Source organism: Acidovorax sp. NN32 (assembly GCF_057597245.1).
In genome coordinates, this window is sequence record NZ_CP199679.1 from 2,302,177 (window position 1) to 2,315,298 (window position 13,122).

The 13,122-nt window shown below is 63.1% G+C and carries 13 protein-coding genes; 10 read left to right on the top strand and 3 right to left on the bottom strand.

What is annotated here, in order from left to right; all coding sequences use genetic code 11:
• Positions 1-207: 207 nt before the first annotated feature.
• The gene (locus ACT89O_RS10860; protein ID WP_487262635.1) at positions 208-930 is read left to right on the top strand and encodes a class I SAM-dependent methyltransferase; all 723 of its coding nucleotides are present in this window, start codon (positions 208-210) and stop codon (positions 928-930) included.
• Between the two features lie 123 nt (positions 931-1,053).
• On the opposite strand, the gene ACT89O_RS10865 is transcribed toward ACT89O_RS10860, so the two are convergent.
• Positions 1,054-1,992, bottom strand: a complete 939-nt coding sequence (locus tag ACT89O_RS10865; RefSeq protein ID WP_487262636.1) for a LysR family transcriptional regulator — start codon at positions 1,990-1,992, stop codon at positions 1,054-1,056.
• A 118-nt stretch (positions 1,993-2,110) separates the two neighbouring features.
• On the opposite strand from ACT89O_RS10865, the gene ACT89O_RS10870 reads away from it, so the two are divergent.
• Both ACT89O_RS10870 and ACT89O_RS10875 read left to right on the top strand, forming a co-directional pair.
• The gene (locus ACT89O_RS10870) at positions 2,111-2,509 is read left to right on the top strand and encodes a tautomerase family protein (RefSeq protein WP_296015187.1); all 399 of its coding nucleotides are present in this window, start codon (positions 2,111-2,113) and stop codon (positions 2,507-2,509) included.
• A gap of 57 nt (positions 2,510-2,566) precedes the next feature.
• Positions 2,567-3,043, top strand: a complete 477-nt coding sequence (locus ACT89O_RS10875) for a cupin domain-containing protein (protein ID WP_487262637.1) — start codon at positions 2,567-2,569, stop codon at positions 3,041-3,043.
• A gap of 415 nt (positions 3,044-3,458) precedes the next feature.
• Here ACT89O_RS10875 and ACT89O_RS10880 read toward each other — a convergent pair whose 3' ends face one another.
• Together ACT89O_RS10880 and ACT89O_RS10885 are read right to left on the bottom strand one after the other, a co-directional pair.
• Positions 3,459-3,908: a hypothetical protein gene (locus tag ACT89O_RS10880; protein WP_487262638.1), complete on the bottom strand. Its 450-nt coding sequence runs from the start codon at positions 3,906-3,908 to the stop codon at positions 3,459-3,461.
• Positions 3,909-4,269: 361 nt separating this feature from the next.
• The gene (locus tag ACT89O_RS10885) at positions 4,270-4,419 is read right to left on the bottom strand and encodes a hypothetical protein (protein WP_487262639.1); all 150 of its coding nucleotides are present in this window, start codon (positions 4,417-4,419) and stop codon (positions 4,270-4,272) included.
• Between the two features lie 353 nt (positions 4,420-4,772).
• Here ACT89O_RS10885 and ACT89O_RS10890 point away from each other — a divergent pair, with 353 nt between their 5' ends.
• The 7 genes from ACT89O_RS10890 to ACT89O_RS10920 all read left to right on the top strand — a co-directional run bounded on the left by ACT89O_RS10890 (position 4,773) and on the right by ACT89O_RS10920 (position 13,063).
• Positions 4,773-5,489 (top strand): hypothetical protein, encoded by a 717-nt coding sequence (locus ACT89O_RS10890; protein WP_487262640.1) that lies wholly within the window; start codon positions 4,773-4,775, stop codon positions 5,487-5,489.
• Between the two features lie 327 nt (positions 5,490-5,816).
• Positions 5,817-7,067, top strand: coding sequence for an ROK family transcriptional regulator (locus tag ACT89O_RS10895; RefSeq protein WP_487262641.1), 1,251 nt, complete (start codon positions 5,817-5,819; stop codon positions 7,065-7,067).
• Positions 7,064-8,554, top strand: a complete 1,491-nt coding sequence (locus ACT89O_RS10900) for a sugar ABC transporter ATP-binding protein (protein ID WP_487262642.1) — start codon at positions 7,064-7,066, stop codon at positions 8,552-8,554. The genes ACT89O_RS10895 and ACT89O_RS10900 overlap by 4 nt, the downstream gene beginning before the upstream one ends.
• Positions 8,535-9,560: an ABC transporter permease gene (locus ACT89O_RS10905; RefSeq protein ID WP_487262643.1), complete on the top strand. Its 1,026-nt coding sequence runs from the start codon at positions 8,535-8,537 to the stop codon at positions 9,558-9,560. Before ACT89O_RS10900 ends, ACT89O_RS10905 begins: the two co-directional genes overlap by 20 nt.
• A 100-nt stretch (positions 9,561-9,660) precedes the next feature.
• Positions 9,661-10,638 (top strand): substrate-binding domain-containing protein, encoded by a 978-nt coding sequence (locus ACT89O_RS10910; RefSeq protein ID WP_121506725.1) that lies wholly within the window; start codon positions 9,661-9,663, stop codon positions 10,636-10,638.
• A gap of 172 nt (positions 10,639-10,810) precedes the next feature.
• Positions 10,811-11,821 (top strand): sugar phosphate isomerase/epimerase family protein, encoded by a 1,011-nt coding sequence (locus tag ACT89O_RS10915; protein ID WP_487262644.1) that lies wholly within the window; start codon positions 10,811-10,813, stop codon positions 11,819-11,821.
• A 57-nt stretch (positions 11,822-11,878) separates the two neighbouring features.
• Complete coding sequence (locus tag ACT89O_RS10920; protein WP_487262645.1) at positions 11,879-13,063, top strand: Gfo/Idh/MocA family protein; 1,185 nt, start codon at positions 11,879-11,881, stop codon at positions 13,061-13,063.
• Positions 13,064-13,122: the final 59 nt, after the last annotated feature.

Genomic DNA, 13,122 nt, shown 5'->3' on the forward strand with positions numbered 1-13,122 from the left:
GTGCTGGCGCATGAACAGAATGCTACTGAATTGATAGCTGCTAGAGCTTGATGGATAAGCGCTAGAGGTCAATTTGGCTTGATTTTTTTCAGACTTTGCCCACCCCTGACCGTTCGGGTTGAGCCTGCCGAAACCCTGAGCTGACCAGGCAAACCCGTTGGACAAACTCATCGCGCAGCGCAGTACCCACCGCGCGCACTACACACCATGACCCATCCCACCGCATCTCCCTTCTCCGACCCCGCCGCCGTCGCCCGCTACGCCGAAGGCCCCCGCCGCAACGTGCCCGGCTACGACAGCCTGCTGCGCATGTCGCGCATCCTGCTGGCCGAGCGCGTGCCCGCCAACGGCCGCGTGCTGGTGGTGGGCGCAGGCGGCGGGCTGGAGCTGGAAGACATGGCGCTGGCGCACCCCGGCTGGCGGTTTGATGGCGTGGACCCGAGCCAGCCCATGCTGGACTTGGCGGCGCAGCGGCTGCAGAGCGCGGGCGTACCCGGTGACCGCGTGGCGCTGCACCACGGCTATGTGCAGAGCGCACCGGCCGGGCCGTTCGATGGCGCGACGTGCCTGCTGACTTTGCACTTTGTGCCGCGCGAGGAGCGCGTGCCCATGGCGGCCGAGATCCGGCGGCGACTGAAGCCCGGTGCGCCGCTGGTGGTGGCACATCTGAGCGTGGCGGATGGCGCAGGCCGTGGCGGCGAGGGCGGGGCAGGGGAGCGCGATCTGTGGCTGTCACGCTACGCCGCGTTTCAGGTGGCGTCCGGCGTGCCGCCCGAGCATGCGGCCCGGGCGCGGGACAAGGTGGCTGCAGAGCTGGCAGTGCTGACGCCGCAGGAAGACGAAGCGATTCTGCGCGAGGCCGGTTTCACCGATGTGCAGATGTTTTACATGGGGTTTGCGTTCAGGGGTTGGGTGGCATCGGCCTGCTAGCAACCAACGAAAGCGGGCCAACTCACTGACCCCGCATGCCCGCACCTTGCTCCCCCGCAGGCAGTCTTGTAGCTGGGGTTAGCGGCCCCCGTCCAGCCAGCCGGTGGTGCATAAAAAAAATCTTCAACGCACAGGCGCCAGTGCCCACCGGTCCTTCGACGCCTTCACCAGAAAATCAATCACCGCCTTCACCCTGGCCGCGTTGCGCCGGCCCGGTGACGACACCGCGTACAGCGTGTGCACGGTGCGGGACGCAAAAGGCGCCAGCACCTCCACCAACCGGCCTTGCGCCACATCCGCCGCCGCGAGCGGGTTGGACAACATGCCGATGCCCGCGCCGCCCACCAGCGCGTGGTGCACCAGGGCCGAACTGCTGGCGGCCAGGCGCGAGCGCACGGTCACCTCCAGCGGCTTGCCTTGTGCATTGCGAAACACCCAGGTCACCGCCGGCCCCTGCGCGGTGTGCGTGACGGTGTGGTGCTGCTGCAGTTCGCTAGGCTCGGCAGGCGTGCCGTGCTGTTCCAAATACGCAGGGGCCGCGTACAGGCGCCGCTCGAACCGGCCCAGCGCGCGCGCCACCACCAGGTCGCTGTGGCCCACGGTGGTGCGCAGCGCCACGTCGATGCCCTCCGTCACCAGGTCGGCCACGCGGTCATCGGCCAGCAGCTCCACCCGCAGCGCGGGGTAGCGCGCCTGCAGGTCTGCCAGGTGGGGCAGCACCAGCGCCTCGCAGATCTCCTGGCTGGAGGCCAGGCGCAAGGTGCCCGCCACGCGGCTGCGCTGGTCCGACAGCGATGCCCCTATGTCCTCCAGCTGAGCCAGCAAGGCACGCGCTTCCTGCGCCAGTTCTGCGCCCTCGGGCGTGGCCGACAGGCCGTGCGTGGACCGGCGCAGCAAGCGCACGCCGTAGCCGGCCTCCAGCCGGTCCACACCGCGCGCGACGACCGACACCGCCACATCCATCTCGCGCGCCGCTGCAGAAAACGAGCGCAGGTCGAGCGACCGCACCAGCCACCGCAGGTCGGCCGGGTCGGGGAGGAAGGAGCGGGGTTGATTTTTCATCGTGCGCGCCTTTGCGTGCGGAGCAAAAGCCATTATCCCCACGGGCGGTTTCCGTGGCGGGGCGCAATTTCTACAGTGAAGGCTCGTTCAACCCCATGAGTTTTTACAGGAGCCCTCCATGCCCATCCTCAACGTCAAAGTGTCTGCCCAACGCACACCCGAGCTGTCTGCCCGCATTGCAGAAACCCTGCTGGACCTGACCACCCGCGTGCTCGGCAAGCGGCGCGACCTCACGGCCGTGGTCATCACTTTTGTGGACCCGGCCGACTGGTACATCGCCGGCCGGTCGCTGGCCGACCTCAAGCAATCAAGCTTCTACTTCGACGTCAAGGTGGTGGACGAGACCAACACCAAGGCCGAGAAGGCGCGCTACATCGCCGAGGCGTTCGCAGCCTTCGAGGGCCTGCTGGGCGCGCTGCACCCCGAAAGCTACGTCTACGTGCAGGACGTTCGCGCCACCGCGTACGGCTTTGGCGGCCGCACGCAGGAATACCGCCACCAGCACCCCGAGCAATAAGCGAGCAAGCAATCCATCAAGCCATCAACCAATCGCTACTTACCCAGGAGCACCGACATGACGACGTTTACGACAACGAACAACCACCTTGCCAATGTGATCGTGGCCCAGGCGCTGGAGCGTGCGGGCCTGGCGGACTGGATTCCTGAAGGCGAGGGCAAGTGGTCCCTGCCCATTCAGTTTTTGCCCGACGACGCTGGGTGGGTGGAACTGATGCGCCTATCGCCCGGCACGCGGCTGGGCCTGCACCGCCACACGGGCGAAGTGCACGCCCTGACGCTGGCGGGCGAGCGCCGCCTGAACGACGGCCGCGTGGTGCGGCCGGGCGACTACATCCACGAGCCCGCTGGCAATGTGGATTGGTGGGAGGCGACGGGCACCGAAACGCTGCTGGTGCATGTGGTGGTCAAGGGAAGCGTGGAATACCTGGGGGCGCACCACACGGTGCTGCAGCGGATCACCGCGGCTGACCGGCGGGCGGATTACCGACGCTGGTGCGAGGGGGTGGGGGTGGTGCCGCGTGATCTCTGCTAGGGGCGTGTGGGAGCCAACCCGGCCAGGGCACTTCATGCAGTGCAGGCAAGCACCTGGCGCGCAGAAATATGAGTAAAAACAAGCTCTAGCGCTTATCGGTAAAGCGCTATTAGCTATCAAATACAGAGCAAACCTTTCATCCCCACCGCCGCGTGTTGGTGGGCGTGGGCTGCGGGCTCACCCGGCCAGCCCGTGCTCGACTTGGTAGCGCTCCTCACTCGTTTAGAGCGTCATCCGAACTACGGTCGAGCGAATCGCCATCGTGTCGCAGACATTGCAGTCGGCCAGGACCCGACTTCCCCCGCTCATACGGCTTCACGAACCTCTGGCTGAGATCAGCCTCACTCAGGTCGCTAACAAGCAAACGCGCTTTTAGGAGCGTTGTTCAACGCTACGACAAGGTGGTAATACATATTTAGGCCCGTGGCCGAAAGTGGACGTATATAAGGTGGCTAAGCTCGTTGACAGCGGCAGGATTGAGCATTGGGAACGAGCGCTGAATTTCTTTGCTGAGCCCTTGCGTGTCACCTTTCGTGATCAAGGCGGCGGCCATAGCTAACATAGAGTTTGGAACAAAGAAGTTTGTGTTCATCAAATTGAACGTCGCTCCTTCTTCACCCAAAACAGGTCGTGCTTTATCGTCGCGGCGTTTTATCGCTTCTTTTTCCAAGCGTTCTAACTGCTCAATGATTTTACGCAGGGAGCTTAAGCTTACGACTCGCACGTGTACTCCCGAGCGCCGCTTATCCGAAGGGACGCTCGCATAAACTGATACCGAGTTATCGTTTGGCATAAACGAAAAATCCAAACGCCCAGAGTCATCCCCTATTGAGCCGGCTTGATGAATTTCGATTGATGTGGTCATGTGAACTTCCTGAGATCTATTTGAGTAATTTTCGCGTTAATTGCCGGCCAAAAATAGTGGGTAAATTTTTTCCTCTTATGTGGCTCTTCCGCTCGAAAATTATTAAGAAGAAATTTCCAGAAGACTTGCATGACCGACGGCCTTCGCAGTCTCATGCGTTCTAATCGTGATTTCAAGAGTCGATTCCATCGCAGTTACTATCTCGTCAGCAAGACGGGTGTTTGTACACCGTTATCAGGTTGACTTTCCGTGATTTGCTCAAGCCGCAAGAGAATGCGAACAATCGGGGGGGTTAGGACGCGTCACGGCGGCTGATCTAGCGCTAGAAGTAAGCGTGGGTGTTGGTGAACATCTAGCGGTCTTATAGGTAGTAGCGCATGTCCTGCACGTCTTCTACCGAGTGCTTGCGGCAATAGCGGTCGACGACCTCGCCAAGTCCGTCGTCGTCATTGCAGAGGAAGATGTCGTAGAAGTTGGCGTGGAAGAAGTCGTCATTGTGCTTGTCGCCCACTCGATCCCCTTGTTAACTGCGGCTGGGCCACCCAGAAGAGCAGCGACAAGCGTTCCCGCAGCAATGAGCGTCTTCGGGAGCTTCTCCACCACGTGCGCGGCAAGCATCCAGCCTGGCCCCGCGCCGCTGTCGACGTACGGTTGCAGGGGCGAGGGCGGGTGAGTGGTGCGCGTTTTGCGGGGCAGCTTGAGCATGGGTCGAACCTCCATGCCGAAATTGTATGAGGTGCCTTTTGATAGAGCTGGATATAAAAACAGTTCAGTGCTCCTCGCCTTGCGGCGATGAGCGCACAAAACAATACGCGCTAGAGCCAACTGTGACTAAGCTACAAATTCATACAAATAGGAGTCGCAATGGTAGAAGACGAGAACTCGAAGCTGCGGAGAAATCTGGTGGCTTTTTGTGCCGCGTACTTAATCGGTTGGTATCTCGATATTTCTGTGCAAGAAATACTTAACCATCTAAATTTTGCAAAAGGAGCTGGGTATATTCCCGCACATAAGCTGATGGTTGTCTCTTCACTTGTTTTTTCTTACTTGGCGTGGCGATGGTTTACGTGTGACGAACAGAAGAAATATTACAGCGAATTTTTGAAAATATTCGATATTAAAGTGTTTGATCTTTCGAATGATTGGATATTCAAACGCGTAAATGATCGTAAGTTTGACAAATACTTGGATTTCATAAATACCGAACAGCGCACAAAATTTCTAGACTGGGAGAGTGACTTAGACCGAAGAATTGCGCCTGGCTGGCCGATGGAAATCTCCATTCATAGCTACCAAAGGGGTAAATTTTCCGGTGTTTGGCTTCTTAGCTTAATGGTCGTTAAGCCTAACCAGAACTTTCCACGCACTGATATAAATTTCAAAGTCAGCCTGCCAGTCGTAGTTAGAATCTCATTCGGTGCGCGTGCTTTCTATCATGTGTTGCTCAAAGCACCGTTTTGGGAGTGGGTGCCACCAATACTTTTGAGCGCGCTGACGCTCATTTGCATTATGTACCGAGCTATTGCTTATGCAATAGCACCCCAACAGCTCAACAGCATTATTCAAAGTCAGTCGGCTTAACGTAGCCATGGTTGCACTGCAGCGCGCTATTCCAATAGCGCAACAGCTGCTTAAGAACTTCCATCTTTGCGGGAATTACGGAACCTGCACCGCCGGCTGAGAGAAGGACGCGCGGCTTAGGTGTCTAACGGTCACCTGAGGGCACGGAGGAAGCTTTCGCAGTGGGTACATGACGACGTCTCAGCGCACCAATAGCGCCAGATACCTTTGCTTTGATCAAAATTAGGTCAAAGTTCAGTCTTGCCCGGCCAAAGTAGACCGCATAGCATCCCTGTCAAGCACCCACCCCCATGAGGTGCTGCACAAAAACATGACCGGAGACAAGCCTTGCCATCCACCCGCTGGAGTCACTGCGGCACCGAAGACCTGAGCGTTCTGCAGACCATCTTTTGGTCCGCAGGCGCGTCGCGCAACGCGCTGGCGCAGCGCCTGGCCTATTCCAAAAGCAAGGCCAACGCCATGGTGGCGGCGCTGCTGGATGAGGGCCTGCTCGACGAGGTGGGCCTGCAGGAATCCTCTGGCGGCCGCCGTGCCGAAACCCTGCGTTTGAGCGAAACCCTGGGCGTGGTGATTGGCGCCGACCTGGGCGCGACCAGCATGCAGATAGCGGTGATGCGGCCTGACATGACGGTGCTGGCACGGCACCGTGAGCCGATTGATGTGCGCCAGGGGCCAGGCGTGATCCTGGCGCGGGTGCGGGGGCTGATGCGGGAGCTGCTGGCGCGCTGCGGGCTGGCCCCCAACCAGGTGATCGCCATCGGCATGGGCGTGCCGGGGCCGGTGGATTTTGAAAGCGGGCAGCTCGTCAACCCGCCGCTGATGCCCGACTGGGACGGCTTTTCCATCCGCGACTACCTGCGCGAGGCGTTTGCCGCGCCGGTGTTTGTGGACAACGACGTGAACCTGATGGCGCTGGGCGAGATGTACCGGCTGCAGCGGAATTTGCCCAACTTCTTGGTCATCAAAGTGGGCACGGGCATTGGCTGCGGCATCGTGTGCCACGGGCAGGTGTACCGGGGCGCCAATGGCTCGGCGGGCGATGTGGGCCACATCTGTGTGGACCAGCACGGCCCGCGCTGCCACTGCGGCAACCAGGGCTGTGTGGAGGCGATGGCCGCAGCGCCCGCCATGGCGCGCATGGCGATAGAGGCTGCGCAGCGCGGCGAGAGCGCGCTGCTGGCCGAGAGGCTGCAAAGCACAGGCACGCTGACGATTGAAGACGTGGCCCAGGCCAGCCGCACGGGCGATGTGGCGGCCAACGCGATCATCCAGCGCGCGGGCAGCCTGGTGGGGCAGATGCTGGCGTCCATCGTGAACTTCTTCAACCCGTCGCATGTGTTCATTGCGGGGCGGGTGACGGACATGGGGCCGCTGTTCCTCGCGTCGGTGCGGCAGAGCGTGTACCACCGGTCGCTGGCGCTGTCGACGCGGCACTTGGAGATTCAATACGCCCCCCTGGCCGACGATGCCGGTGTGGTGGGCGCGGGCGTGCTGGCGATGCAGGAGAGCCTGTCGCGCGCGGGCTCGGTGACGGGTGTGGGCGCTGGAGCAGTCGTAGGAACAGGGGCAGCGCGATGAGCGTAGCCGTCGAGTTCCGCAACGTCACCAAAGAGTTTGGCCCGGTGCGCGTGCTGCACGGCGTGGGCTTTGCGCTGCAGCCGGGCCGCGTCTATGGCCTGCTGGGCGAGAACGGCGCGGGCAAGTCCACGCTGATGAAGATTCTGGCGGGGTACGAGAGCCCCACCACTGGCGAGGTGGTAGTGGACGGTGCGGTGCGCGCACCGGGCGGCGGCTCGCGCGCGGCCGAGGCGCAGGGCATTGTGCTGATCCACCAGGAGTTCAACCTGGCGGAGGACCTGACGATTGCGCAGAACATCTTCTTGGGCCACGAGATCAAGCGCGGCCCCTTCCTCGATGACAAGGCGATGCGTGAGAAGACGCGCGAGGCGCTTGCCAAAGTGGGCCTGCCGCTGGACCCGGACACGCGGGTGCGCAAGCTCATCGTGGCCGAAAAGCAGCTGGTGGAGATTGCCCGCGCACTGGCCCGCAATGCGCGCCTGCTCATCATGGACGAGCCCACCGCCACGCTGACCCCCGGCGAGACGGAGCGCCTGTTTGCGCTGATGGCGGGGCTGAAGGCTGCGGGCGTGACCATCATCTACATATCGCACAAGCTCGACGAGGTGGAGCGCACCACCGACGAGGTGGTGGTGATGCGCGACGGCCTGCTGGTGGCGCGCGAGCCCACGGCCAGCGTGACGCGGCGGCAGATGGCCAACCTGATGGTGGGCCGCGAGCTGGCGGATTTGTTCCCGCCCAAGCTGCCTGCGCCTGCGGGTGGAGAGCCGGCCATCCAGGTGCGCGGCCTCACGGTGCCGGGGTGGGCTGAGGATGTGAGCTTTGAAGTGCGGCGCGGCGAGATTCTGGGCTTTGCCGGGCTGGTGGGCGCGGGGCGCACGGAGTTGTTCGAAGGCCTGCTGGGCCTGCGCCCGCGCACGGCCGGCACGGTGGAGATTGCTGGCAAACCCGTGCATTTGAAAAGTCCGCGCGATGCCGCGCGCCACGGCCTCACGTACCTGAGCGAAGACCGCAAGGGCAAGGGCCTGCACGTGCACTTTGGCCTGCGGCCCAACCTGACGCTGATGGCGCTGGAGCGCTATGCCAAGCCCTGGCTCGACCCGGCGGCCGAGCAGGCTGCGCTGCGCGATGCGGTGCAGGAGTTTGGCATCCGCACCGGCTCGCTGGAGGTGCGCGCGTCGTCGCTGTCGGGCGGCAACCAGCAAAAGCTGGCGCTGGCCAAGGTGCTGCACCCCGGCCCCAGCGTGGTGGTGCTGGACGAGCCCACGCGCGGCGTGGACGTGGGTGCCAAGCGCGAGATTTATCACCTGGTGCAACGCCTGGCAGAGCAGGGGCTGGCGGTTGTGGTGATTTCTTCCGAACTGATGGAGCTGATCGGCCTGTGCCACCGCGTGGCGGTGATGCGCGCCGGGCGGCTGCAGACCACGCTCCAAGAACCCCATTTGACCGAAGAGGAGTTGATTGCACATGCCACAGGTACCCGCTGAAAACGCAACCACCGCCGTACCTGGTGCAGGCCGCCACGGCGGCGCCACGGCCTGGTGGGGCAAGCTGCACGGGCTGGGCCCGGTCATCGGTCTCGTGCTGCTGTGCATTGCGGGCACGCTGCTCAACAGCAACTTCGCCACCTACGACAACGTGATGAACGTGCTCACGCGCACGGCCTTCATCGGCATCATCGCGGTGGGCATGTGCTTCGTCATCATCTCGGGCGGCATCGATTTGTCGGTGGGGTCCATGGCGGCGCTGATCGCAGGCTCGGTCATTTTGTTCATGAACGCCATGGCGCCCGTGCTGGGCTCGCCCATGGCGACCGTGGTGGTGGGCATGCTGCTGGCGGTGGTGCTGGGCGCGGTGTTCGGGCTGGTGCATGGGCTCTTGATCACCAAGGGCCGCATCGAGCCTTTCATCGTCACGCTGGGCACGCTGGGCATCTTCCGCGCGTACCTCACGTACTTCTCCAACGGCGGGGCCATCACGCTGGAGAACGATCTTTCGGACATCTACAGCCCGGTGTACTACGCCAACCTGCTGGGCGTGCCCATCCCCGTGTGGATCTTCCTGCTGGTGGCTGTCATCGGCGGCGTGATCCTGAACCGCACGGCCTATGGACGCTATGTGCAGGCCATCGGCTCCAACGAGCAGGTGGCGCAGTACGCGGCGGTGGATGTGCACAAGATCAAGATCCTCACGTACATGCTGCTGGGCGTTTGCGTGGGCATTGCCACGCTGCTGTATGTGCCGCGCCTGGGCTCCGCATCGCCCACCACAGGCCTGCTGTGGGAGCTGGAGGCGATTGCCGCCGTCATCGTGGGCGGCACGGTGTTGAAGGGCGGGGCGGGCAGCATCACCGGCACGGTGGTGGGGGCGATCCTGCTCTCGGTCATCAGCAACATCCTCAACCTCACCAGCATCATCAGCGTGTACCTGAATGCGGCGGTGCAGGGCTTCGTGATCATTGCCGTAGCGTTCATGCAGCGCGGAAAACGGTGATGGATTTTCTGGATTGGTTTTCTCGGTAGGTCGTTTGACTTTCGTGTTCCCCAGCCGGCCAGCTTCCATGGCCATATTCCAAAGCAACAGGAGACAACGCATGAACAGCCAACTTTCTTTCACCCGCCGCCTGGCCCTCTCGGCCGTGGGCGCCGCCGCCTTCGCATTGGCCGCCCCCGCCATGGCGCAGGCCAACAAGACGGTGGTGGGCGTGGCCATTCCGTCGGCCACGCACGGCTTCACCGGCGGCATCGTGTACTGGGCCAACCAGGCCAAGAAGGACCTGGAAAAGGCACACCCCGGCCTGCAGGTCATCGTCAAGACCGCAGGCGGCGCACCCGAGCAGGCCAACCAGCTGCAAGACTTGGTGACGGTGAACAAGATCAACGCCTTGGTCATCTTCCCGTTCGAATCGGCGGCGCTGACCAAGCCCGTGGCCCAGGTCAAGGCCAAGGGCGTGTACGTGACGGTGGTGGACCGGGGCCTGACCGACACCAGCGCGCAGGACGCGTATGTGGCCGGTGACAACACGGCGTTTGGCAAGATTCCGGCCGAGTACATCGCCAAGGCGCTGGGCGGCAAGGGCAACGTGGTGGCCATGCGCGGCATTGCGACCACGCTGGACAACGAGCGCATGGACGCTTTCAACAGCGTGCTGAAGAACCACCCCGGCATCAAGCTGCTGGACGCCAAGTACGCCAACTGGAACCGCGACGATGCCTTCAAGGTGATGCAGGACTACCTGACCCGCTTCCCACAGATCGACGCGGTGTGGGCGGCTGACGACGACATGGCCGTGGGCGTGCTCAAGGCCATCGAGCAGGCCAAGCGCAAGGACATCAAGCTGGTGTTTGGCGGCGCGGGTGCCAAGGGCATGATCAAGACGCTGATGGACGGCAGCAACCCGCTCATCCAAGCCAACGTGTCGTACAGCCCCAAGTTCATCTACGACTCGATCAAGCTCACGGCCGAGGCGCGGATCAAGGGCGAGAAGCTGCCCGCCAACACCATCATTCCGTCGGTGCTGATCACGAAGGAAACGGCGAAGGACTTTTACTTTCCTGATTCGCCGTTTTGATTCGGACAACCCCCTGAGCCGCTTCGCGCCTTCCCCCTTCTCTCGAACTACTGCGTAGTTCGGGAAGGGGGACACCGCCAGCGCGGCGGGGCGGCCCTTGCGCGGCGGTCCTGGCCTAGGCCACGCGAGAACGACCACCTTAGCCCTCACTGCCAATCGCCCTGGAGTCCCCATGCCAAGACCCGTCACCCTCTTCACCGGCCAGTGGGCCGACCTGCCGCTGGTAGAACTCGCGCCCCTGGCCAAAAGCATGGGCTACGACGGCCTGGAGCTGGCCTGCTGGGGCGACCATTTCAACGTGCAGGAGGCGCTGTCGTCGCCCCAGTACGTCAAAGACAAACACGCACTGCTGGCCCAGCACGGCCTGCAGTGTTTTGCCATCGGCAACCACCTGGTGGGCCAGGCCGTGTGCGATCTGATCGACGAGCGCCACCAGTCCATCCTGCCGCCCCATGTGTGGGACGATGGCGAGCCCGAGGGTGTGCGCCAGCGCGCTGCTAGCGAGCTGGCAGACACGGCGCGCGCTGCCGCGAACTTTGGCGTGAAGACGGTGACGGGCTTTACCGGCTCGTCGGTGTGGCATTCGATCTATGCCTTTCCGCCCACCACGCAGGAATACTGGGACAAGGGCTTTGCCGATTTTGCGAAGCGCTTTGGCCCCATCCTCGATGTGTTCGAGCAGCACGACATCAACTTCGCGCTGGAGGTGCACCCCACCGAGATCGCGTTCGACATTGCCTCGGCCGAGCGCGCGATTGCAGCCGTGGGCGGTAACAGGCGCTTCGGCTTTAACTACGACCCCAGCCACCTGGCCTACCAGGGCGTGGACTACATCAAGTTCATCCGCCAGTTTGGCAATCGCATCTACAACGCCCACATGAAGGACGTGTGGTGGGGCAAGGGCGACGGCACGGTGGGCGTGTTCGGCGGGCACACCAGCTTTGGCGACGCGCGGCGCCACTGGGACTTCCGCAGCGTGGGGCGCGGGATGATCGACTTCGAATCCATCATCGTCGCGCTCAACGACATCGGCTACCAGGGCCCGCTGTCGGTGGAGTGGGAAGACAGCCGCATGGATCGTGTGCACGGCGCGACCGAGAGTGCGGCGTTCTGCAAGCGGCTGGATTTCAAGCCGGCGGCGGGCGCGTTCGACGCCGTATTTGCACGCGACAAGCAGGCCTAACCGCACTCCGTCCATATAACCGATAACAACAACACACAGCGAGCAAAGGCGTTTCGTATGTCCAGTCCCCAAAAGCTCCGCTACGCCATGGTGGGCGGCGGCCATGGCGCGTTTATCGGCGCTGTGCACCGCAAGGCCATGGCGCTCGATGGCCAGTTCGAGCTGGTGGCCGGCGCGCTCTCGTCATCGCCCGAGCGCGCCCGCGCATCCGGCGCCGAACTGGGCCTGGCGGACGACCGCAACCACGGCAGCTGGCAGGACCTGCTGGCCGACGAACTGCGCCGCCCGGCGCATGAGCGCATCGACCTGGTGAGCATCGTCACCCCCAACCATGTGCACCACCCGGTGGCGTTGGCGTTTGTGCAGGCGGGCTTTCATGTGGTGTGCGACAAGCCGCTGGTGCACACCCGCGCGCAGGCCGACGAGCTGGTGGCCGCCGTGAAGAAAGCCGGCACCGTGTTTGGCGTGACCTACAACTACACCGGCTACCCCATGGTGCGCGAGGCGCGCTACCTGGTGCACAGCGGTGCGCTGGGCACACTGCGCAAGATCACCGTCGAATACAACCAGGGCTGGCTGGCCACCGCAGTGGAAGAGGGCGGCGCCAACAAGCAGGCCGACTGGCGGCTGGACCCGGCGCGCAGCGGCAGCGCAGGAACCCTGGGGGACATCGGATCACACGCCGAAAACCTGGCCGCCACCGTCACCGGCCAGCACCCCGCCTGGGTGTGTGCCGACCTCACCACCTTTGGCGCCGGGCGGCGGCTGGACGACGACGCCCAGCTGCTGCTGCGCTACGACAGCGGCGCACGCGGCTTCATCGTGGCATCGCAAGTGGCAGCGGGGCTGGAGAACGATCTGCGCCTGCAGGTGTCGGGCACGCTGGGCACCATCACCTGGCGGCAGGAAGAGCCCAACCAACTCGTCCACTCCCCGGTGGACGGCCCGCGCCGCATCCTCACGCGCGGCTCGCCGTGGCTGTGCGAATCGGCGCGGCGCGCCGGGCGCATCCCAGCGGGGCACCCCGAGGCGTTCATCGAAGCCTTTGCCAACATCTACCTGGGTGTGGCGGCCGACATCCGCGCGCATGCCGCTGGCCGCGCGGCCGACCCTTTGGCGGCCGACTATCCGCGCGTGGAGGATGGTGCCGAGGGGGTGCGCTTTATCGAAAAGGTGGTGGAGTCCGCTGCGAGCGAGCGCAAATGGACCGCATTGGCCCACTCTGCTGGCCTGAATGTTTGAATCAGATTGGCCCTTAGCGCTTGTCAGAAAAGCGCAGACAGCTATCTATTTGTGACCGT